This window comes from Aminobacter aganoensis (assembly GCF_014206975.1).
In the GTDB taxonomy this organism is placed as follows: Bacteria; Pseudomonadota; Alphaproteobacteria; order Rhizobiales; family Rhizobiaceae; genus Aminobacter; species Aminobacter aganoensis.
This window is the reverse complement of the sequence record NZ_JACHOU010000003.1, coordinates 380,554-402,466: the sequence shown is the minus strand read 5'-3', so window position 1 is coordinate 402,466 and position 21,913 is coordinate 380,554. Positions and strand designations below refer to the sequence as shown.

Here is a 21,913-nt window from a genome sequence, read left to right as displayed (position 1 = left end):
ACTACTCACTATTCGCTACTCCCTATTCGCTCATTCCTGCATCGGCCTGTCCTGGCTGGCGATCAGCGCGCCGATCGCGTCGGCATCGTCCGGCGTCGCCTGGAACGACATCGCACTGGCCAGCGCCGCATCCGAACCGGCGGAAGCGACGGTCGTCGGCTTTTCGTCTTCGAGGCCCGGCAGCGCCTGCGGCTCGGCCGACGCGACCATGGTTTCGGCCTCGATCGCAGCAGGCACCGGCTTCCTGCGGCTGCGCTTCTCGTAGAAGGCGTTGCCACCGGCGACCGTGGTGTAATGCATGTTCTTGTAGGGGAATTTCAGCCCGGCCGTGTGGAAGAACATCACGTCGGGCTTCACCTTCGGGTGGCGTTCGCCCTTGAGCACCGCGTCGGCAGCCGCCTGCACGTCGGGCAAGGCCTTGGAATTCATCGGCCGTGACAGCACGCCGGGCGCGAACTGGCCCTTCTGGCCGACCACGCCGCACACGGTGTCGGCGTATTCGCCCGACTTGAGGCGGTTCATGACGACGCTGCCGACGGCAACGAGGCCGTCGCGGCTGGAGCGGTTGGATTCGAAGAACATCGCCCGTGCCAGGCATTCCTTGTCCTTCGCCGAATAGGCGTAGGAACCCGAGCGGACCGAACTCGTTGTGATGCCGTCAGCAAGCTTGCTGGTGGTGCATCCGGAAACGACGAACAGCGAGACGACGACGCCGACAAAGATCGGCATCTTCCATGTTTTGGCGATCAAAGCGCCTCTCTCCTGCTACCGCCACGTCCCCAGATTGCAGCAACAATGAGCCCGTTTCGGGCGAAATGATGGCCAAAGGCTGAAATGTGGCGATCGGCAGGGGTCGCCTCTGCAACGCCCGGTCGCTATAGGTCGGTGCCATGACGCCGCGCAACGGCCGAAAAGCAAGAGGAAGACGATCGTGAAAGCTGTCCTGTTCGAGCAATTCGGCCAGCCGCCAAAGGTCCAGAACGTTGCCGATCCGACGCCTTCGCCGGCTGGCGTGGTGATCAAGATCGAGGCGACCGGCCTGTGCCGCAGTGACTGGCATGGCTGGATGGGGCACGATGCCGACATCGTGCTGCCGCATGTGCCGGGCCATGAGCTTGCCGGCACCGTATCGGCGCTGGGCAAGCTGGTGACGCGGTGGAAGGTCGGCGACCGAGTCACGGTGCCGTTCGTCGGCGGCTGCGGCCGCTGCTTCGAGTGCACGTCGGGCAATCACCAGGTCTGCGAACACCAGTTCCAGCCCGGCTTCACCGCCTGGGGCTCGTTCGCCGAATACGTCGCCGTCGATTTCGCCGACACCAACCTGGTGCGGCTGCCGGAGACGCTGGACTTCGCCACGGCAGCCAGCCTCGGCTGCCGCTTCGTCACCTCGTTCCGGGCCGTCGTCGACCAGGGCCGGGTCAAGCCGGGCGAATGGGTCGCCGTGCATGGCTGCGGCGGCGTCGGCCTGTCGGCGATCATGATCGCGGCGGCCGCCGGGGCCAATGTGATCGCCATCGACCTCGCCGACGACAAGCTGGACTTCGCCAGGAAGGTCGGGGCCGTGGCGACGATCAATGCCTCGGGCGGCAAGGACGTCGTGGGTGCCGTCCAGGAGATCACCAAGGGCGGCGCGCATTTGTCGCTCGACGCGCTGGGCCATCCCGCCACCTGCTACAACTCCATCGCCAACCTCCGCCGGCGCGGCCGCCACGTCCAGGTCGGCCTGATGCTCGGCGACCACGCCGATCCGAAGATCCCGATGGGCAAGGTGATCGCCCACGAACTCGAAATCCTCGGCAGCCATGGCATGCAGGCCTTCCGCTACGAGGCGATGATGCAGATGATCGAGGCCGGCAAACTCGCCCCGCAGATGCTCGTCGGCAAGCACCTCAGCCTCGACGAAGCCCCGGCAGCGCTGATGGCGATGGACCGGTTCGAGGGGCTGGGAATCAGCGTGGTGACGAGGTTCTAGGTGAGTAGCGAGTAGCGAGTAGCGAGTAGCGAGTAGCGAGTAGCGAGTAGCGAGTAGCGAGTAGCGAGTAGCGAGTAGCGAGTAGCGAGTAGTAATAAAAGAAACGTCGCCTGATCCTCAAGCGCCGCCCACTATTCCCTACTCACTATTCCCTACTCACTACTCACTATTCGCTATTCGCTCTTCGCTCTTCCTCAGAACGGCAGCTTCATGCCGGGCGGGATCGGCAGGCCGGCGGTCAGGGCCTTGGTCTTTTCCTGCATCGCCGTCTCGACCTTGGCCTTGGCGTCGTTGTGGGCGGCGACGATCAGGTCCTCGAGGATCTCGCCCTCGCCTTCCTTCAGCAGCGACGGGTCGATCTTCAGCGCCTTCATCTCCGACTTGCCGGTCAGCGTGACATGCACCAGGCCGCCGCCGGACTGGCCGGTCATCTCGAGCAGGGCGATCTCTTCCTGCATAGCCTGCATCTTGGCCTGCATTTCCTTCGCCTTGCCCATCAGGCCGAGCAGATCCTTCATGGTCGTATTCCTTTCGTCTCAGAACGGGTCGTCATCGTCATTGTCCACGCCGGGATCGGGCGGCAACTCGGTGTCGGTATCCAGGTCGGGCGCGTCCGGCTGCGTCGGCAGGCGCACGTCGATGATCTTGGCGCCGGGAAAGCGCGACAGGATCGCGGCAACCGTCGGATCGGCCTTCGCGTCGGTCAGGGCGACCTCGCGCTTGTTGGCCTCAATCTCGGCCAGCGTCGGCCCGCCTTCTTCCTTCGACAGCGACACCAGCCAGTGGCGGCCTGTCCAGGTCTTCAGCTTGACGGTGAGGTCGTTGAGGAAGGTCCTCGGCGCATCCGACGTCAGGCTGACTTCCATGTGGCCCGGCTCGATGCGGACCGGCCGCACCACGCGGCGGATCAGCACTTTGAAGGCCATCTCGCGGTTGGATTCGGCGAGGTTGGCGAGGTCCGTGATCGAGTTGACAGGCACCGCATCGGCCACCGGCTCGGGTGCCGGCGTCGGCGCGACAAAAGCCGCTGGCGCAGGCGCGGTCTCGACCAGGCGCATGGCCTGGCCGCCACCATTGCTGACCGGCATGCGCGCCTGCGAAACGGCCGAGGCCGCCGGGCCGCCATTGCCGCCGCCCGCCGGCATTGCGCCGTTGCGCGGGCCGGGTGCCGGCTGCGAAGGCGCATCGCCGAGCGATTTCAGCGCCTCGTCGAGGGTCGGCAGGTCGGCGGCGTGCGCCAGCCGGATCAACACCATCTCGGCGGCACTGACCGGCCGGTTGGACGACTGCACCTCGGGAATGCCCTTGAGCAGCATCTGCCATGCCCGCGACAATACCCGCACCGACAGGGCCTGGGCGAACTCCCCGCCCCTCTTGCGCTCGTCCTCGGACAGCGAAGCGTCGTCGGCCGCCGACGGCACGAAGCGCAGGCGGGTGACAAGATGGGTGAATTCGGCGAGATCGTTGAGCACCGCCACCGGGTCGGCGCCGGTGTCGTACTGGGCGCGCAATTCGCCAAGGGCAGCGGCGATGTCGCCCTTCATGACGTTTTCGAACAGGTCGACGACACGCGCCCGGTCGGCAAGGCCGAGCATGGCGCGCACCGCATCCGTCGTCACCCTGCCGCCGCCATGGGCGATGGCCTGGTCGAGGATCGACAACGAATCGCGCGCCGAGCCTTCGGCCGCACGCGCGACCATGGCAAGCGCATCGTCCTCGACCGCGATGCCTTCCTGCTGGGCGATGTTGCGGAGATGGCCGACCAGCTTGCCGGCATCTATGCGGCGCAGGTCGAAGCGCTGGCAGCGCGACAGCACCGTAATCGGGACTTTGCGGATTTCGGTGGTGGCGAAGATGAACTTCACATGCGGAGGCGGCTCTTCCAGCGTCTTCAGCAGGCCGTTGAAGGCCTGCGTCGAGAGCATGTGCACCTCGTCGATGATGTAGACCTTGTAGCGCGCCGAGACCGGCGCGTAGCGTACGCGGTCGATGATGTCGCGGATGTCGTCGATGCCGGTGTGGGACGCAGCATCCATCTCGATGACGTCGACATGGCGGCCTTCCATGATCGACTGGCAATGCTCGCCGAGCACGGAGAGGTCGACCGAGGGGCGGTCAATGTCCGGCGTCTTGTAGTTGAGTGCACGGGCAAGGATGCGGGCAGTGGTGGTCTTGCCGACGCCGCGGACGCCGGTCAGCATCCAGGCCTGGGCGATGCGCCCGCTGGAGAAGGCGTTGGTCAGCGTCTGCACCATCGGCTCCTGGCCGACGAGGGCGGTGAAATCGGCAGGGCGGTATTTGCGCGCGAGAACGCGGTAGGCGCCGTCCCTGGTCTTTTCGGTCTGTCCGGCTTCGCTCATCCGCCCCGTTCGCTCGCCCGTTGGTAGTGGCGCCCCTGCCTCGGCCGCCAAAAGGCCGATTCCGCGAAACGAGTTTCGCCCGCACGGCGCAACGCCGTCAATGACGCGGAGAAGGGCGAAGAGGCGGGAGGCTGGAACAATGACCCGTTCCGGGCTCGTTAGGGCTGCTTCCTTCCGGACCTGACCCGGTTGGCGAGTGGATCGTCCACCACCAACCTCCCACTCCCCATATCGGCAATTGCCGAACCAATTGCAAGAGCCAAGCAAGCGCCGCCTGCAAACATGCCCATTAATGATGCCCGCGGCAGCCCGGCAGATTGATCGAAGCAGGGCGGCCCGAGCGCAATGATTCGCTTGCAGCGGCAGCAGGCAGGCTCTAGCTTTTGCATGAACAAGGAAAACGCCAATGATGTCGGGGCTCAAGGCCGGGTTTGCGCTGGATTCGCGTCTCGACACCGACAGCGAGCCCTTGATGTGGCTTGGATTGTGCGAATTGCGGGTCATGAACGACCAGCGCTGGCCCTGGCTCATCCTGGTGCCGCAGCGCTCGGGCATCGAGGAAATCCATGATCTGACCCCGCTCGACCAGGCCATGCTGACCTTCGAAAGCAACATGGTGGCCCACGCGCTCAAGCGCGCGACCGGCTGCGCCAAGATCAACAGCGGCGCGCTCGGCAATGTCGTTCGGCAATTGCATTTCCACGTCGTCGCCCGCTCCGAAGGCGACCCCGGCTGGCCCGGCCCGGTCTGGGGCCATGGCGTGCGCGAGCCCTACCGACGCGACGACCTCCACCGGTTTGCCGAGAGCATCAAGGCCGCCCTATAAGGGCTTCCCCCGACCCTGCGCCTGAGTCCATGCAATGCAATTCAGCCTGTCCAACGCGCCCGAGCGCGAAGCGAGCCAGTTCCTCGGTTTTGCCGGCAACGTCATCGACCGCCAGTCGGAAAAGCGCAGCGACGATTGCGCCCGGTTGGCGCTGGCCGAGCCCGGCGCCCGCCTGCTGCTGATCGGCGCGGGACGGCTGGTGCTCGATTTCGGCAACGGCGCAGCCACCCCCTATTTCACGCACGCCGCGGCCCAGGCCATCGGCATCCGACCTGACGCCGCGATCCTGCTCGGCCGGGCCGACGGCGTCGCCATGCTCGCTGTGCCTGTCGCCGTCGAGCCGGAAACCATGCCCGGGCACCTCAAGGCGATCGACTTCCGTTCAATCCTGACGCAGGGCCTGATCGACGCCGCCGGTCTCGGCGCCATGGCGCAAGGTGCGGCCCTGCTCGCCTGGCATGCCAGCCACCGCTTCTGCGGCCGCTGCGGCAGCCCCACCGAGATGCGCGCCGGCGGCTACAAGAGGTCGTGCCCGTCCTGCGGCGCGGAGCATTTTCCGCGCACCGACCCCGTCGCCATCATGCTGACGGTGTCGGGCGACAGGTGCCTGATGGGGCGCGGCCGGCATTTCGCGCCGGGCGTCTACTCAGCGCTCGCCGGTTTCATCGAGCCAGGCGAAACCATCGAGGCCGCGGTGCGGCGCGAAACGCTGGAAGAATCAGGCATCCGGCTCGGCCGCGTCGTCTACCATTCGAGCCAGCCCTGGCCGTTCCCCTATTCGCTGATGATCGGCTGCTACGGCGAGGCGCTGAACGAGGACATCGTCCCGGACACCGCCGAACTCGAGGATTGCCGCTGGTTTCCCCGCGCCGAGGTGCTGCAGATGCTCGCCAGCATGCATCCCGGCGAACTCAAGGTGCCGCCGGCACACGCCATCGCCCACCAGCTGATCCGCAACTGGGCGGACAGCGCTTGACGACAGCTGACTAAAATCTGCAAATCTTGTCTTTCAGCTATGCCTGACTATAGTCAGGTAATGGAAAAATCCCTGCAAATCACCCGGATGCGCAGCTTCAACCGGGCGGTGACCCGCCGCATCGGGGCCCTGGAAGACAGCTATCTCAGCCGCGGCCGCCCGCTCGGCGAAGCACGGCTCATCTTCGAGATCGGGCCCGATGGCGCCGGACTTGGCGCCCTCCGTTCCCGGCTCGGGCTGGATTCGGGCTATCTCAGCCGAATGCTGCGGTCGCTCGAAGCTCAGGGCCTCGTCTCCGTCGACAAGCTCGACGGCGACGCCCGCAACCGCCACGCGACCCTGACCGACAAGGGCCGCGCCGAGCACGCGGCCTACGATGCCTTGTCGGACGAATTGGCGGCTTCGGTTCTCAAGCCGCTTTCTTCCAGCGCGCAAGACCGCCTCGTCGCGGCCATGGCAGAGGTCGAGCACCTGCTTGCCGCCGCGTCCGTGACGGTCGGCGAGGGAGACGCCAGCAGCGCCGACGCGCAGCAATGCATGCGGCTGTATGTCGACGAGCTGGCCGCGCGCTTCGAGGAAGGTTTCGACACCAGCAAGGGAAACAGCGTGCGCGGGAGCGAGTTCGTCCGTCCGCACGGGGCATTCCTGATCGCCCGGCTCGATGGAAGCCCCGTCGGCTGCGGCGCGGTGCGCATGCTGGATGCCGCGACGGCGGAGATCAAGCGGATGTGGGTCTCGCCTGAGGCGCGCGGGCTCGGCGTTGCCAGCCGCATGCTCCACGAACTCGAGGCGATTGCACGCCAGCTCGGGGCGACAATGGTGTGTCTCGACACCAACCGTGCGCTCAAGGAAGCGCAATCGCTCTACAGGCGCGATGGCTACGAGGAAGTCGCGCCGTACAACGACAACCCTTTCGCCGACCACTGGTACTCCAAGCGCCTGTAGGCGGCAGAATCAACCGCAGCGGAAGCGACTCCGACGGAGCGCGCGGATCCCAAACCATCGTATTCGGAGCCCATGATCATGATCCGACGTTCCCGCCCCGGTGAGGGCGACCGCATCATCGAAATCTGGCGAGGCGCAGTTGACGCGACGCATGATTTTCTGACGCCTGAGGATCGCCTCGCCATTGACGATATGGTGCGTGGCTTCCTTCCCCAAGCCCCACTCTGGCTGGGGGTTGACGAAAATGACCACCCGCTGGCCTTCATGCTGATCGACGATGGACATATGGAGGCGCTGTTCGTCGATCCCGCTCATCGCGGAACCGGCATCGGTGCTGCGCTTGTGCGCCACGGCCTCACGCTTCATCCAAGAATGACAACGGATGTCAACGAACAGAATGATCAAGCTGTTCGCTTCTATGAACGAATGGGATTCAGGCAGACAGGCCGCTCGCCAATCGACGGACAGGGCAGGCCGTACCCACTCATCCATCTGGAATATTTCAGCTGATTGGCCGATCTCCGAAATCTCGTCAACCGAACTTTATGGGCTCAAGGCCCAGTCTTCAGTCGCCGCCGTTGGCCTGCGTGCCGCGGAACTCGTTGGCCTCGTAGACGCCGAGGATGCGCACCTCGCGGGTGAAGAAGCGCAGTTCCTCCAGCGCCAGCGCGACGAGACGGTCGTCGGGATGGCCCTCGATGTCGGAATAGAACTGGGTCGCGGTGAACTCGCCGCCGAGCTGGTAGCTTTCCAGCTTGGTCATGTTGACGCCGTTGGTGGCGAAGCCGCCCATCGCCTTGTAGAGGGCCGCCGGCACGTTGCGGACGCGGAAGACGAAGGTCGTCATCATCTTCGTCTCGGGATTGGTGCGCTCGGCCCAGCTCTTGCCCTTGGACAGGACGACGAAACGGGTGATGTTGTTTTCGGTGTCCTCGACATTCTCCTCGAGGATGTCGAGACCGTAGAGCGACGAGGCCAGCCGCGGCGCAAGGGCTGCCATGGTGCGGTCCTTGACCTCGGAAACGAGCTTGGCCGCACCGGCGGTGTCGCCGGCGACAACCGGCTTCCAGCTGTTCTTGCGGATGTATTTGCGGCATTGGCCGAGCGCGTGGATGTGGCTGTGCACGGTCTTGATCTCGGAGCGCTTGACGCCCGGCAGCACCATCAGCTGGAAATGGATCGGCAGGAAGTACTCGCCGACGATGTGCAGCTTCGATTCCGGCAGCAGGTGGTGGATGTCGGCGACCCGGCCGGCGATCGTGTTTTCGATCGGGATCATGGCGAGGTCCGCCTTGCCGGTCTCGACCGCGTTGAACGCGTCCTCGAAGGTCGGGCAGGGCAACGGGTCCATGGCAGGATAGACATTGCGGCAGGCAGTGTCGGAGTTGGCGCCCGGCTCGCCCTGGAAGGCAATCTTGTTGGTCGGTGTCGGCATGGTCGGCCTGTCTTTGTCTATTTCGAGAGAAGTTCGCGAGCGCGTTCGAGGTGTTCGGCGGTGTCGACGCCGAGCGGCACCGTGTCGACGATCTCGGCGTCGATGCGCATGCCGGCCTCCAGCGCCCGCAGCTGTTCAAGCCGCTCGCGCTTTTCCAGCGGCGACGGGCTGAGACTGACGAAACGCTCGAGCGCGGAGCGGCGGTAAACGTAGAGCCCGACGTGATGATAGAGCGGGCCGTCGCCCCACGGCGCGGTGGCGCGGGTAAAATAGAGCGCCCTCAGGCGCTGCGCCGACAGCGGCGAGCCGATGATCTTGGGGACGTTGGGATCGACCTTTTCCTCATGGCGGGTGATTTCCACGCCCAGGGTCGAAATGTCGACCGCCGCGTTCCCGAGCGGCCGCAGGGCCGCCTGGATGATCGCCGGGTCGATGGTCGGCAAATCGCCCTGGACGTTGACCACCGTCTCGACCTCGCCCTTGGGATCGAGCCTGGTCAGCGCTTCGAAGATGCGGTCCGAACCCGACTCATGATCCGATCGGGTCATCACCGCCTCGAAGCCGTGCGCCCTCACCGTTTCGGCGACAATATCCGTGTCGGTGGCCACCACGACGCGGCCCAGCCCGCTTTCCGAAGCACGGGCGGCGACATGCACGATCATCGGGCGGCCGGCGATATCGGCGAGCGGCTTGCCCGGCAGGCGCGTCGAGGCCATGCGGGCGGGGATCAGGACGAGAGTGGACATGGCTTGGCTGGGGCTGTCTCGAAATGGCGTGGAAAAGTGTCAAAAGGTCTCACTGGAAGCGCCCTTATAGGTGTTGCAACCGGCAAGCAAAAGACCTAGTTTCCGCGCGATTTCACCCGGCCGGCCGGGCGATAGACGATACCGACGAACGGCGACGGTCGCAGAGGATGGCGATCGGCCGGATAAGGGAGCCAGGGGCGTATGGACTCATTCGAAATCAACAAGGTGCTCGGCGGCCTGCTGGGCACTGCCTTTGTGGTGTTCTCCATCTCGCTCGTCTCGGACGCGATCTTCGCTGCGCCGGTTCCCGAGAAGCCGGGCTTTGCCATCGAGGCTGCCGAAGAAGGCGGCGCGGCTGCAGGCGGTGGCGCTGAAGCCCCGGCCGCAGTGCCTGTCGCCCAGCTGCTTGCCAGCGCCAATGCCGAAGCCGGCGCCGCCGTGTTCAAGAAGTGCACGGCCTGCCACTCGATCGAGAAGGGCGGCCCCAACAAGGTCGGCCCCGACCTCTGGGGCGTGGTCAACCGTCCGATCGCCTCGCATGAAGGCTTCGCCTATTCGGGCGCGATGAAGGAGTTCTCGCAGGGCAGCTCGGTCGTCTGGGACTTCGAGCACCTGAACCACTTCCTGGCGTCGCCGAAGGGCTACATCAAGGGCACCGCGATGGGCTTCGCCGGCATCAAGAAGGATGACGAGCGCGCCAACCTGCTGGCCTACCTGAACTCGCAGTCGGACAGCCCGGCACCGCTTCCCGCGGCAGACGCCGCTCCGGCCGCCGAGCCGGCAGCAGCACCGGCTGGCGAAGCTGCTCCTGCGGCTCCCGCCGAGGGCGCCGCCCCGGCAGCCCCTGCTGAAGGCGCCGCACCGGCTGCTCCCGCCGAGGGCGCTGCTCCTGCCGCACCGGCAGAAGGCGCTGCGCCGGCACCGGCCGCCCAGTAAACGATTTGTAATTTTCGCATCTTGAAAAAGCCGGGTTTCACCCGGCTTTTTTGTTGCCCGGCGCAAACATCCGGCGACAATCGTCTAACGTGTGGTTTCCATGCACGGCGAAACAACTAGAGTGTCGCGACGCACCGGGCGAAGGGGATTTTGATGACGGCTTGCCTGACCAGGATATTTGCAACCGCCGGCCTCGCCATTGTCGTGGCGTCGGGCATCCTGCTGCCGGCGAGTGCCCAGGAATGGCAAACCAGTTCGTCGCTGACCGGCCCTTCCAAATACGGCCAGGACTTCAAGCGCTACGACTACGTCAATCCCGATGCGCCCAAGGGCGGCACGCTGAATTCGACCGTGGGCGGCACGTTCGACAGCTTCAACCCCTATATAGTGAAAGGCGCTTCGGCCGCGGGCTTCACCAATTTCGGCGGTGGTCTGCTCTATGAAACGCTGATGAAGCAATCGCTCGACGAACCCAGCGTTAGCCACCCCATGATCGCCGATGCCTACAAGTTTGCTGCCGATTACTCTTCCGCGACGTATCGGCTCGACCCGCGCGCCAAGTGGCATGACGGCAAGCCGATCACCACGGACGATGTCATCTGGTCATTCAATGTGCTGAAAGCCAACAGCCCGCAATACGGCCAGTATTATGCCAATGTGAAGGAAGCCGTCGCAGTCTCGGATCGCGAGGTCGAATTCCGCTTCGACCAGAAGGGAAACCGCGAGCTCCCGAAGATCATGGGCGACCTGGTGGTCCTGCCCAAGCACTGGTGGGAAGGCACCGATGCTTCCGGCAAGAAGCGCGACGTGACGCGGCCGACGCTCGAAATCCCGCTCGGCTCCGGCCCCTACAAGGTGGAAAGCTTCAAGCCGGGCACCGAAATCGTCTGGGCGCGCGTGCCGGACCATTGGGCGGCCACCGTCGGCGTCAATGTCGGGCGCAACAATTTCGACAAGCGCCGCTACACCTATTTCCTCGACGACAATGCCGACTGGCAGGCCTTCACCAAGGGCGGGTTCGAGGACGTCAAGCCCGAGAACAGCTCGCGCCGCTGGTCGACGCAGTACAATTTCCCGGCGTTCAAGGCCGGCGACGTCATCAAGCAGGAATTCAAGACCTCGTCTGGCGAACCGTTCCAAGGCTATGCGCTCAACCTGCGCCGTCCGCAGTTCCAGGATCGCCGTGTCAGAGAGGCGCTGACGCTGGCCTACAACTTCGAGTACATGAACCGCACCCTGTTCTTCGGGCTCAACACCCGCACCAACAGCTACTTCCAGGGCCAGGACCTCGCCTCGAGTGGCTTGCCGACCGGCAAGGAGTTGGAGCTGCTGACGCCTTACAAGGACAAGCTGCCGCCCGAACTCTTCACCGAAGAATTCAAGCTGCCGGTCTACGACACGCCCCAGGCCGAGCGGCAGCATCTGCGCCAGGCGGTCGCGCTGTTCGCCGAGGCCGGCTGGCGCGCCAGCGGCGGCAAGCTGATGAACGAAAAGACCGGCGAGCAGTTCAAGATCGAGTTCCTCGGCAAGGACGCCACCGACGAGGTCATCGCGACGCCCTTCATCGACAGCCTGCGCAGGCTCGGCATCGACGCGACGCTGCGCATGGTCGATACCAGCCAGTACATCAACCGGATCAACAATTTCGACTTCGACGCCACGACGACGATGCTCAACCAGTCGTCCTCGCCCGGCAACGAGCAGCGCGACTTCTGGAGCTCCAAGGCAGCGGCCAAGCCCGGCTCGCGCAACATCATGGGCATCAGCGACCCGATCGTCGACGCGCTGGTCGAGCGTGTCATCTTCGCCACCGACCGCGACGACCTTCTGGCCGCGACCCATGCGCTCGACCGTGTCCTATTGTGGAACTACTACGTCGTGCCGCAATACCACCGCGCCGTGCTGTGGCTGGCCTACTGGAACAAGTTCGGCATCCCCGAGAAGCAGCCCGGCTTCATCGGCGCCGACATCGATTCCTGGTGGATCGACAAGGACAAGGAGGCGGCACTCGCCGCCAAGTACAAGGGAGCAAATTGAGACCGCGCCCGACCCGTCGCGACGTCCTGGCGCTAGGTGCGGCTGCAGCCGTCGCACCTCTGCTGCCGGGACGCGTCTTCGCGGCCAGCCCCACCAATGTCGGGCTGCACGGACTGTCGGCCTTCGGCGATCTGAAATACGGGCCCGACTTCACGCATCTCGACTTCGTCAATGCCGACGCGCCCAAGGGCGGCACGTTCAACTTTTCGCCGTCCTACTGGGTCTTCAACCAGAACCCGCAGACCTTCAACACGCTGAACACCTTCGTCAGTCGCGGCGATTCTCCGCCGCGCATGGAACTCTGCTACGATTCGCTGATGACGCGGGCGATCGACGAGCCCGACGCCATCTACGGCCTGCTGGCAAAGTCGGTGACGATTTCCGACGATCGCAACAGCTTCGATTTCGCGCTCCGGCCCGAGGCGCGCTTCAACGACGGCACGCCGTTCACCGCCGAGGACGCGGTCTATGCCTTCAACCTGTTCAAGAAGGACGGCCATCCGAACCTGCTGCTGCCGCTCAGCCATCTCAAGGAAGCGAAGGCGGTCGACGCGCATACGCTGCGCCTGAGCTTCGACGGCAAGCAGTCGGAACTGACCATCCTCGACATCGCGACATACCCGATCCCGGCCAAGGCCTTCTTCGAGGCCAATCCGTTCGACGGCTCTGAGCTCAAGGCACCGCTGGGCTCCGGCCCCTACAAGGTCGGCCGCGTCTCGCCCGGACAGATCATCGAGTTCGAGCGCGTCGCCGACTATTGGGGCCGCGACCTGCCGGTCAATCGCGGCCTCTACAATTTCGACCGCATCCGCATCGAGTTCTACCAGGACCGGCAGGCCGCCTTCGAAGCCTTCAAGAAGGGCGCGATCCTCTACCGGCAGGAATACGTCTCCCGCGTCTGGGCGACCGGCTACGACTTCCCGGCACTGAAGGCCGGCAAGGTGGTCAAACGCGAGTTTCCCAGCGAAAAGCGCCCATCGATGCAAGCGCTGGCGCTCAACCAGCGGCGCGAGCGGTTTCGGGACCCGCGCGTGCGGCGCGCGATCGCGCTGTGCTTCGACTTCGAATGGACCAACCGCAACCTGTTTTACGGCGCCTATGAGCGCTCGCAGTCGACCTTCGAGAAATCGGCCTACAAGGCGGAAGGCCTGCCCTCGCCAGCCGAACTGGCGCTGCTCGAACCGTTCCGCGGCCGTATCCCCGAGGAGGCATTCGGCGAGGCGGTGCTGCAGCCGCCCTCCGACGGTTCGGGCCGCGACCGCAAGCTGCTCGGCCAGGCTTCGAAGCTGCTCGCCGAGGCCGGCTGGGCCCGCAAGGACGGCAACCTGCGCAACGCCAAAGGCGAGCCGCTGACGCTCGAAATCCTCGTCGACGACGATTCCCTGGTCCGCGTCTTCTCACCCTGGGTCGAGAACATGAGGGCGATCGGCATCGCGGCATCGCTGCGCATGGTCGATTCGACCCAGCACCAGGCGCGGCAGACGACATTCGACTATGACGCCATCTCGGCCGCGGCGTCGTTTTCGGCGACGCCCAGCCGCGACGAGATCGACGGGCTGTTCCATTCGCGCTCGGCCAGCCTGCAGGGTTCGACCAACCTGCCCGGCACCGCCGATCCGGCCATCGACGCGCTGATCGACGCCGTGGGTGCGGCCAAGGATCGCGAAGCGCTGACAGTTGCCATGCGCGCACTCGACCGGGTCTTGCGCGCCCGGCAAGACTGGATTCCAAATTGGTTTTCGGCGAATCACCGCGCCGCCTTCTGGGACATGTTCGGCTACAAGGAGCCGAAGCCGGATTTCGGCTTCCCCGTCGAGGCGATGTGGTGGTTCGACAAGGACAAGGCTGCACGTATTGGCAAGACCTGACATCTTTTCGCTTGAAGCTATGCTCCGCCCGGGGAGCCACGCCTGATGGGCGCCTACGTCCTCCGCCGTATCCTTTTGATGATCCCGACGCTGTTCGGCATCATGGCGATCTCGTTCGCGGTCATCCAGTTCGCACCGGGCGGCCCGGTCGAGCAGGTCATCGCCAAGCTGACCGGCCAGGGCGGCGACGCCGGCGACCGCCTTTCGGGCGGCGGAGGCGATGTCGGCGGCAACAATTTCGACCCGGCCGGCGGTGAAGGCTCGTCCAAATACCGCGGCGCGCAAGGCCTCGACCCTGAATTCATCGCCAAGCTGGAGAAGCAGTTCGGCTTCGACAAGCCGCCGCTCGAACGCTTCTTCATGATGCTGTGGAACTACATCCGCTTCGATTTCGGCGACAGCTATTTCCGCGACGTCTCGGTGCTCGATCTCATCCTCGAGAAGATGCCGGTGTCGATCTCGCTCGGCATCTGGATCACGCTCCTGTCCTACCTGATCTCGATTCCGCTCGGAATCCGCAAGGCGGTCAAGGACGGTTCGTCCTTCGACATCTGGACCAGCGGCATCATCATCATCGGCTACGCCATCCCGGCCTTCCTGTTCGCCATCCTGTTGATGGTGCTGTTTGCCGGCGGCTCGTTCTTCGACTGGTTCCCGTTGCGCGGCCTGACGTCGGAGAATTTCGACCAGCTGTCGCTGGGCGGCAAGGTGCTCGACTATCTCTGGCACCTGGCATTGCCGCTGACCGCGCTGGTGCTGTCGGCCTTCGCCACCACGACGCTTTTGACCAAGAACTCGTTCCTCGACGAGATCCGCAAGCAGTATGTCGTCACCGCCCGGGCCAAGGGGCTGTCGCAGCGCCAGGTGCTCTACGGCCACGTCTTCCGCAACGCCATGCTGATAGTCATCGCCGGCTTCCCCGGTGCCTTCATCTCGGCCTTCTTCACCGGGTCGCTGCTGATCGAGAACATCTTCTCGCTCGACGGGCTCGGCCTGCTCGGCTTCCGCTCGGTGCTCGACCGCGACTATCCCGTGGTCTTCGCCAACCTCTACATCTTCTCGCTGATGGGGCTGTTCGTCAGCCTGATCTCCGACCTGACCTACACATGGATCGATCCGCGCATCGACTTCGAGCGGAGGGACGTCTGATGTCGGCGGTCGATACGGTTGCCGCACCGGTCAAGCGGCCATGGCTCTCCCCGATCAACAAGCGACGCTGGCAGAGCTTCAAGGCCAACCGCCGTGGCTACTGGTCGCTGTGGCTGTTCCTCGTCCTGTTCGTGCTGACGCTGTTTTCCGAACTGATCGCCAACGACAGGCCGCTGCTGATCCGCTTCAAGGGCGAATTCTATTCGCCGATCGTCAGCGACTATGGCGAAGAGACGTTCCTCGGCGACGAAGGCTTCCTGCCCGTCACCGACTACCGCATGTCGGTGGTGCAGGAGGCGGTGGCGGCCAATGGCTGGATGATCTGGCCGCCGGTGCGCTATTCCTACCGCACGACCAACAACGAGATTCCCGAGGCCGCACCCGCCAAGCCGTCGTGGATGTATCCCAAGGACGTCCGCTGCCAGCGCTATCCGCAAGGCGTCGACGATCCCAACTGCACCATCGGCAACTGGAACTGGCTCGGCACCGACGACCAGGCCCGCGACGTGCTCGCCCGCGTCATCTACGGCTTCCGCATCTCGGTGCTGTTCGGCCTGATCCTGACCGCCGGCTCGGCGCTGATCGGCGTCTCGGCCGGCGCCATGCAGGGCTATTTCGGCGGCTGGACGGATCTCCTGTTCCAGCGCTTCATCGAAATCTGGTCGGCCATCCCCGTGCTCTACCTGCTCCTGATCGTTGCCGCCATCCTGCCACCCGGCTTCTTCATCCTGCTCGGGCTGATGCTGGTGTTCTCCTGGGTGGCGCTGGTGGGCGTGGTACGGGCCGAGTTCCTGCGCGCCCGCAACTTCGAATATGTCAACGCGGCGCGCGCACTCGGCGTGCCCAATCGCACCATCATATTCCGGCACCTGCTGCCCAACGCCATGGTCGCGACGCTGACCTTCCTGCCGTTCATCCTCAACGGCTCGATCTCGACCCTGACCTCGCTCGACTTCCTCGGCTTCGGCCTGCCGCCCGGTTCGGCCTCGCTCGGCGAGCTGCTCAAGCAGGGCCAGCGCAACCTCAACGCGCCATGGCTCGGCCTCTCCGGCTTTGTCGTGATCTCGCTGATGCTGTCGCTGCTGATCTTCATCGGCGAGGCGACCCGCGACGCCTTCGACCCAAGGAAGACGTTCAAGTGAGCGCCGCCCCTCTCCTTTCCGTCCAGGACCTGTCCGTCGCCTTCAGCCAGGGCGGCATGACGACGACCGCCGTCGACCACATCTCCTTCGACATCGCCAAGGGCGAGACGGTGGCGCTGGTCGGCGAATCGGGCTCGGGCAAGTCGGTATCGGCGCTTTCGGTGCTCAAGCTCCTGCCCTACCCGCCGGCGAGCCACCCCTCGGGACGCATGATGTTCGGCGGCCAGGACCTGCTCGCCCTCGACGAAAACGCCCTGCGCAAGGTCCGCGGCAACAAGATCACCATGATCTTCCAGGAGCCGATGACCTCGCTCAACCCGCTGCACACCATCGAGCGGCAGATCGTCGAGGTGCTGTCGCTGCACCAGGGCATGGGCGACAAGCAGGCGCGCGCCCGGACGCTCGAACTGCTCGAGGAAGTCGGCATCCGCGAACCCGGCAAGCGGCTCGACGCCTATCCGCACCAGCTCTCGGGCGGCCAGCGCCAGCGCGTGATGATCGCCATGGCGCTCGCCAACGAGCCGGAATTGCTGATCGCCGACGAGCCGACGACGGCGCTCGACGTCACCGTGCAGGCGCAGATCCTCGAACTGCTCGCCAAGCTGAAGGCCCGCAAGGGCATGTCGATGCTGTTCATCACCCATGACCTCGGCATCGTGCGTCGCATCGCCGACCGGGTCTGCGTCATGACCAAGGGCCAGATCGTCGAGACCGGGCCGACCAAGGAAATCTTCGCCAACCCGCAGCACAGCTACACGCGCCACCTGCTGGCCGCCGAGCCCAAGGGCAGGCCGCCGGTGGCCGACGCGGCGGCGAAAACGGTGATGTCCGGCTCCGACGTCAAGGTCTGGTTCCCGATCAAGCAGGGCTTCTTCCGCAAGACGGTCGACCATGTGAAGGCGGTTGACGGCATCGACGTTGCCGTCCGCGCCGGCCAGACCGTCGGCGTGGTCGGCGAATCGGGCTCAGGCAAGACGACGCTGGGACTGGCGCTGACGCGCATGATCTCGTCGCAAGGCAAGATCGACTTCGACGGCCGCGAGATCGACAAGTTCAGCTTCAACGCGATGCGGCCGCTCCGGCGCGAGATGCAGATCGTGTTCCAGGATCCGTTCGGCTCGCTCAGCCCGCGCATGTCGATTGCCGACATCATCGAGGAGGGGCTGAAGATCCACGAGCCCGGCCTCAAGGTGGCCGAGCGCGACCGCAAGGTCGTCGACGTGCTGCGCGAGGTCGGCCTCGACCCCGAAACCCGCTTCCGCTATCCGCACGAATTCTCCGGCGGCCAGCGCCAGCGCATCGCCATCGCGCGCGCCATGGTGCTCAAGCCGCGCTTCGTCATGCTCGACGAGCCGACCTCGGCGCTCGACATGAGCGTGCAGGCGCAGGTGGTCGACCTGTTGCGAAGCCTGCAGGCCAAGCACGACCTCGCCTATCTGTTCATCAGCCACGACCTCAAGGTCGTGCGTGCGCTGGCCAACGACGTCATCGTGATGCGCAACGGCAAGGTTGTCGAAGCCGGGCCGTCCGAGCAGATTTTCGAGCGTCCGCAAACGGACTACACTCGGGCGCTGATATCGGCGGCGTTCAAGATCGAGACCGCGCCCACCGGCGTGGTCAGCGAATAGCATCAAGGGCATAGCATGGCGGGCATGGGCAAGGTTCTTCTTTCGATCACCGGATTCAACCCGCAGCGCTGGTATGAATTGCTGTCGGCGGAGCGCGAGGTGGTGCTCGAACCGGAAGGTGCCGCCGACCCGTCGATCGACTATGCCGTGGTGTGGAAACAGAAGCCGGGCCTGCTGGCCAAGCTGCCGAACCTGAAGGCCATCTTCTCGATCGGCGCCGGCGTCGATCACCTGTTTGCCGATCCCAACCTGCCTGCGGCCCCGATCGTCCGCGTCGTGGACGAAAACCTGACCCAGCACATGGTCGAGTATGTGTTGTGGCGGGTGTTCGACCATCACCGCCAGGGCCAGCTCTACCGGGCCCAGCAGACAAAGAAGGCCTGGCACGAGCCGCCGCAGCGGCCCGCCGCCGACATCTCGGTCGGCATCATGGGTCTTGGCAATCTCGGCCGCGCGGCGGCCGAAGCGCTCAAGGCCGCCGGCTTCCGCGTCAATGGCTGGAGCCGCCGGCCGCAGGAAGTCGCAGGCGTGACCACATTCAGCGGCGATGCCGGGCTGGTGCCGTTCCTCAACGCCACCGACATCCTGGTGGTCCTGCTGCCGTTGACCGAAGCGACAAAGGGCATCATCAGCTACGGCCTGCTCAAGGAGTTGCGCCGGCGCAACGGCCTCGGCGGCGCGGTGCTGATCAATGCCGGTCGCGGCAAGCTGCAGCGCGACGCCGACATCCTGCGCGCGCTCGACGACGGCACGCTGAAAGAAGCGAGCCTGGACGTGTTCGAGGTCGAACCGCTGCCCAAGACGAGCCCGATGTGGAACCACCCGAAGGTGTTCGTCACGCCGCATGCGGCCGCGACGTCCGACCCGACGCACCTGGTGCCGCCGATGCTCAGGCAGATGGACGCTTTCGAGCGCGGCGAGCCGCTGGAAAACGTCGTCGACCGTACCGCTGGCTACTAGGAGCCAGAAGCCCTCAAGGCCGGCGGAACCCGGTCGGCCCGCCATAGAGGTAGCCGATACGGTCGATGGCATCGCGCAGGCCTTCGCGCGCGACCGTCATGGTGTGGCCATTGGCGTGGATCATGTTCACCGCATCGGTCATGATCGCGACGTGGCCTTTCCAGAACACGAGATCGCCGCGCCGCAACTGCGAAAAATCCACACCCGCATCGACCGGACTGCCGAGCGAGGCTTCCTGCATGTCCGAATCGCGCAGGACGTCGCGGCCGGCCATGCGCATCGAAAGCTGGACCAGCCCCGAGCAGTCGATGCCGAAGGCGCTGAAGCCGCCCCAGAGATAGGGCGTATCGACCAGCCGTTCCGCCACCGAAACGAAATCGTCGGCCCTGGTTGCCAGCGGCGCGAGGTGCTGGGCGACCAGCGCCTCGCCCGAGGCAAGCAGGGCATATGTCGTGCCACGCGTTTCGGCATGGCCGGTCACCGCAACCCTCGAGCCGAGCGACAATGCGGCGCCGCGCGGAAACTTCATGTCAGGGCCGGGATAGAGGAAGGTGCGTGTCGCCATGACGACATGGGTCGGCGCCGGGCCGCCCGGCGCAAGGTCGCCCGAGGCGACATAGCCGACATAGCCGTCGCGCTCGGCCTGGACCCAGGCAAAGCCGTCGGCCTCCTCGAAGACAATCACGTCGTCGCCGTGAAGCAATTGCGTGTTGAGCCCGGCATCCGGCCGGGGCGCCTTGCGCATGTCGGCGACGGGTGCGGAGACACGCGCCGGACGGCCGGCGACGTAGCGCTCGGCCGCCACTTCGCCCTCAAGGCGGGCGTCGGCAAGGTCGGGACGGAAAGCGTGAAGGCGGCTGTCGCGGGCGGTCAAATCGGAAGCTCCATGGCTTTGGCGATGATAGCATCGCCCAATCTCTCGACATAGAGCGCGCCTTCGACGGTGCGCCTGATCAGCACGTTGCGCTTGTCGCTCGGATCGCGGTGCCGCGACACCAGCTTGAGCGCACCCATGGTGTCGAGCGCGCGGGTGATGACCGGCTTGCTAACGCCGAGGCGGGCCGCCAGCCCGCGAACCGTGTGCGGCGGCGGGTCGAGATAGATGGTGAGCAGGATCGCCATCTGGCGCAGCGTCAGGTCGGGCGCGTCGTCACGCACCTCGGACAAGGCAAACTGCTGCAGCAGTTTCAACGACTGGCTCGGGCGCAATGCGATCGGCATGCCGCCAGCATCCACGCTAATTGTTTCGGTTCCGTTTCAGTCAAATGGGATTTTTGCGGCGGGCGTGAGGCGGGACGCATCTTGGTTAGGTCGCGCCGCCCCTCATCCGCCTGCCGGCACCTTCTCCCCGTGAGGACGGGGAGAAGGCACAAGCGGCACCGTCCATGCCCCCTCTCCCCGTTCTTCACGGGGAGAGGGTAAGGGTTAGAGGCAAACTCCCGCTTTAGCCAAACCGCGCAGAGATGACCTTTTCCAATGCGCGGATCGCCTGGGCTTCGCCGCCGGCCGGGCCGTGCGGACGGTCCGTCGGGTTCCAGGCGAAGATGTCGAAATGCGCCCAGGCGGTGGTCTTTTCGACAAAGCGCTTGAGGAACAGGGCTGCCGTGATCGAGCCGGCGAAACCATCCGAGGTGACGTTGTTCATGTCGGCGATCTTCGAAGACAGTTTTGCGTCGTAAGGCTTCCAGAGCGGCATGCGCCAGATCGGGTCCTCGACCGCGCCGGATGCGGCTGCGAGCTCGGCCGCCAGGGCATCGTCGTCGGTATAGAAGGGTGGCAGGTCCGGACCGAGGGCGACGCGCGCCGCCCCCGTCAGCGTCGCCATGTCGACCAGCATTTCCGGCTGCTCCTCGTCGGCGAGGGCAAGCGCGTCGGCGAGCACCAGCCGGCCCTCGGCGTCGGTGTTGCCGATCTCGACCGTGATGCCCTTGCGGCTCTGCAGCACGTCGCCGGGGCGGAAGGCGTTGGCTGAAATCGAATTCTCCACCGCGGGGATGAGCACGCGCAGCCTGACGTTCAGCCGTGCCGCCATGATCATCGAGGCGAGGCCGAGCACGTTGGCGGCACCGCCCATGTCCTTCTTCATCAGCAGCATGCCCGAGGCAGGCTTGATGTCGAGGCCGCCGGTGTCGAAACAGACGCCCTTGCCGACAAGCGTTACCTTGGGGGCATCGTGCGCGCCCCAGGTCACGTCGATCAGCCGCGGGGCTTCATGCGAGGCGCGGCCGACGGCGTGGATCATCGGGAAATTGTGTTCGAGCAGGTCGTCGCCCATCGTCACGCGGACCTCGGCGCCATGTGCGCCAGCGAGGTTCCGAGCCACTGCCTCGAGCGCTGCGGGGCCCATGTCGTTGGTCGGCGTGTTGACGAGATCGCGGACAAGGAACACCGCGTCGACCAAGCGGATCAGGCGGGCTGCATCCGCGCCCGCAGGCACAGCGAGCCCAAGCTCCCTGCCCGGCTTCTTGCCGTAGCGGGTGAAGCTGTAGCCACCGAGCGCGACAGCAAGGGCCGCCAGTTCGGGATGCGCCGGCGCAGTGGCGAAATGCCATTCGCCTTCGGGCAGGTTGCGGGCAAGAACGCCGTAGCCAAGCCCGTTCTCCTGCTGGCCCGTGCCGAACAGCGCACCGGCCAGCCGGCCATCGGCGCCGGGAATGGCAAGAACCTTGCCGGCCTCGCCGGCGAAGCCGTTGGCACTGGCCCAGGCGACGATTTCGGGGGCGAGACCGGCATTCCCCAGGCCATCCTTGGCAACCAGGTGGATCGGCAGCGCATCGCTGGGCTTGGCGTCGAGCAGTTCGACCGGCATTTCGGCTCCTTCAGTGTCGGAAGGCAGTGCATCAGGGCACTCTTAACCATCCGTTAGGGTTAACAGATTATTTCTCCAAAGCGGGGAAATGGCCGCGAAACGGCCACGCGGACGAATGGAGACC

20 protein-coding genes and 1 other RNA gene are annotated in these 21,913 nt (G+C 65.2%); 12 read left to right on the top strand and 9 right to left on the bottom strand.

What is annotated here, in order from left to right; translation table 11 throughout:
- Nucleotides 1-30 precede the first annotated feature (30 nt).
- Nucleotides 31-750, bottom strand: a complete 720-nt coding sequence (locus tag GGR00_RS09550) for a cell wall hydrolase (RefSeq protein WP_246441327.1) — start codon at nt 748-750, stop codon at nt 31-33.
- Nucleotides 751-931: 181 nt separating this feature from the next.
- Between GGR00_RS09550 and GGR00_RS09545 the strand changes: the two genes are divergently transcribed.
- Nucleotides 932-1,972 (top strand): zinc-binding dehydrogenase, encoded by a 1,041-nt coding sequence (locus tag GGR00_RS09545; protein WP_184699317.1) that lies wholly within the window; start codon nt 932-934, stop codon nt 1,970-1,972.
- A gap of 194 nt (nt 1,973-2,166) precedes the next feature.
- On the opposite strand, the gene GGR00_RS09540 is transcribed toward GGR00_RS09545, so the two are convergent.
- The 3 genes from GGR00_RS09540 to ffs all read right to left on the bottom strand — a co-directional run bounded on the left by GGR00_RS09540 (nt 2,167) and on the right by ffs (nt 4,552).
- Nucleotides 2,167-2,490, bottom strand: coding sequence for a YbaB/EbfC family nucleoid-associated protein (locus GGR00_RS09540; protein WP_184699316.1), 324 nt, complete (start codon nt 2,488-2,490; stop codon nt 2,167-2,169).
- Between the two features lie 18 nt (nt 2,491-2,508).
- Nucleotides 2,509-4,332, bottom strand: coding sequence for a DNA polymerase III subunit gamma/tau (locus GGR00_RS09535; RefSeq protein WP_184699315.1), 1,824 nt, complete (start codon nt 4,330-4,332; stop codon nt 2,509-2,511).
- 123 nt (nt 4,333-4,455) lie between these two features.
- Nucleotides 4,456-4,552, bottom strand: an RNA gene (gene ffs / locus GGR00_RS09530) — signal recognition particle sRNA small type.
- A 186-nt stretch (nt 4,553-4,738) separates the two neighbouring features.
- Between ffs and GGR00_RS09525 the strand changes: the two genes are divergently transcribed.
- The 4 genes from GGR00_RS09525 (at nt 4,739) to GGR00_RS09510 (ending at nt 7,589) form a co-directional block, all read left to right on the top strand.
- Nucleotides 4,739-5,158, top strand: a complete 420-nt coding sequence (locus GGR00_RS09525; protein ID WP_055980688.1) for an HIT domain-containing protein — start codon at nt 4,739-4,741, stop codon at nt 5,156-5,158.
- A gap of 34 nt (nt 5,159-5,192) precedes the next feature.
- Nucleotides 5,193-6,134, top strand: coding sequence for an NAD(+) diphosphatase (gene nudC / locus GGR00_RS09520; protein WP_055980690.1), 942 nt, complete (start codon nt 5,193-5,195; stop codon nt 6,132-6,134).
- Nucleotides 6,135-6,221: 87 nt separating this feature from the next.
- On the top strand, nt 6,222-7,079 hold the full coding sequence (locus GGR00_RS09515; RefSeq protein ID WP_244487913.1) for a bifunctional helix-turn-helix transcriptional regulator/GNAT family N-acetyltransferase: 858 nt from the start codon (nt 6,222-6,224) through the stop codon (nt 7,077-7,079).
- Between the two features lie 72 nt (nt 7,080-7,151).
- Nucleotides 7,152-7,589 (top strand): acetyltransferase, encoded by a 438-nt coding sequence (locus GGR00_RS09510; RefSeq protein WP_082496712.1) that lies wholly within the window; start codon nt 7,152-7,154, stop codon nt 7,587-7,589.
- 55 nt (nt 7,590-7,644) lie between these two features.
- On the opposite strand, the gene GGR00_RS09505 is transcribed toward GGR00_RS09510, so the two are convergent.
- Complete coding sequence (locus tag GGR00_RS09505) at nt 7,645-8,514, bottom strand: prephenate dehydratase (protein WP_055980698.1); 870 nt, start codon at nt 8,512-8,514, stop codon at nt 7,645-7,647.
- A gap of 17 nt (nt 8,515-8,531) precedes the next feature.
- Nucleotides 8,532-9,260: a 3-deoxy-manno-octulosonate cytidylyltransferase gene (locus GGR00_RS09500; RefSeq protein ID WP_055980701.1), complete on the bottom strand. Its 729-nt coding sequence runs from the start codon at nt 9,258-9,260 to the stop codon at nt 8,532-8,534.
- Between the two features lie 201 nt (nt 9,261-9,461).
- Between GGR00_RS09500 and GGR00_RS09495 the strand changes: the two genes are divergently transcribed.
- From GGR00_RS09495 to GGR00_RS09465, 7 genes are all read left to right on the top strand, one after another.
- Nucleotides 9,462-10,196: a c-type cytochrome gene (locus GGR00_RS09495; protein ID WP_055980704.1), complete on the top strand. Its 735-nt coding sequence runs from the start codon at nt 9,462-9,464 to the stop codon at nt 10,194-10,196.
- 153 nt (nt 10,197-10,349) lie between these two features.
- Nucleotides 10,350-12,233 (top strand): extracellular solute-binding protein, encoded by a 1,884-nt coding sequence (locus GGR00_RS09490; RefSeq protein ID WP_184699314.1) that lies wholly within the window; start codon nt 10,350-10,352, stop codon nt 12,231-12,233.
- A complete protein-coding gene (locus GGR00_RS09485; protein ID WP_184699313.1) occupies nt 12,230-14,101 on the top strand; it encodes an extracellular solute-binding protein in 1,872 nt (623 codons plus the stop codon). Before GGR00_RS09490 ends, GGR00_RS09485 begins: the two co-directional genes overlap by 4 nt.
- Nucleotides 14,102-14,146: 45 nt before the next feature.
- On the top strand, nt 14,147-15,250 hold the full coding sequence (locus tag GGR00_RS09480; RefSeq protein ID WP_055980714.1) for a microcin C ABC transporter permease YejB: 1,104 nt from the start codon (nt 14,147-14,149) through the stop codon (nt 15,248-15,250).
- A complete protein-coding gene (locus GGR00_RS09475; protein ID WP_184699312.1) occupies nt 15,250-16,392 on the top strand; it encodes an ABC transporter permease in 1,143 nt (380 codons plus the stop codon). Before GGR00_RS09480 ends, GGR00_RS09475 begins: the two co-directional genes overlap by 1 nt.
- Nucleotides 16,389-18,020 carry an ABC transporter ATP-binding protein gene (locus tag GGR00_RS09470; protein ID WP_055980720.1) on the top strand — a complete coding sequence of 544 codons (1,632 nt, stop codon included), beginning with the start codon at nt 16,389-16,391 and terminating at the stop codon, nt 18,018-18,020. Before GGR00_RS09475 ends, GGR00_RS09470 begins: the two co-directional genes overlap by 4 nt.
- 15 nt (nt 18,021-18,035) lie before the next feature.
- Complete coding sequence (locus GGR00_RS09465; RefSeq protein ID WP_184699311.1) at nt 18,036-18,980, top strand: 2-hydroxyacid dehydrogenase; 945 nt, start codon at nt 18,036-18,038, stop codon at nt 18,978-18,980.
- A 13-nt stretch (nt 18,981-18,993) separates the two neighbouring features.
- Here GGR00_RS09465 and GGR00_RS09460 read toward each other — a convergent pair whose 3' ends face one another.
- From GGR00_RS09460 to GGR00_RS09450, 3 genes are all read right to left on the bottom strand, one after another.
- Complete coding sequence (locus GGR00_RS09460) at nt 18,994-19,854, bottom strand: C40 family peptidase (protein WP_184699310.1); 861 nt, start codon at nt 19,852-19,854, stop codon at nt 18,994-18,996.
- A complete protein-coding gene (locus GGR00_RS09455) occupies nt 19,851-20,201 on the bottom strand; it encodes a MarR family winged helix-turn-helix transcriptional regulator (protein ID WP_183264149.1) in 351 nt (116 codons plus the stop codon). The genes GGR00_RS09460 and GGR00_RS09455 overlap by 4 nt, the downstream gene beginning before the upstream one ends.
- Nucleotides 20,202-20,424: 223 nt before the next feature.
- Entirely contained in the window at nt 20,425-21,789 is a 1,365-nt protein-coding gene (locus GGR00_RS09450) for a leucyl aminopeptidase family protein (RefSeq protein WP_184699309.1), read from the bottom strand.
- Between the last annotated feature and the right edge of the window lie 124 nt (nt 21,790-21,913).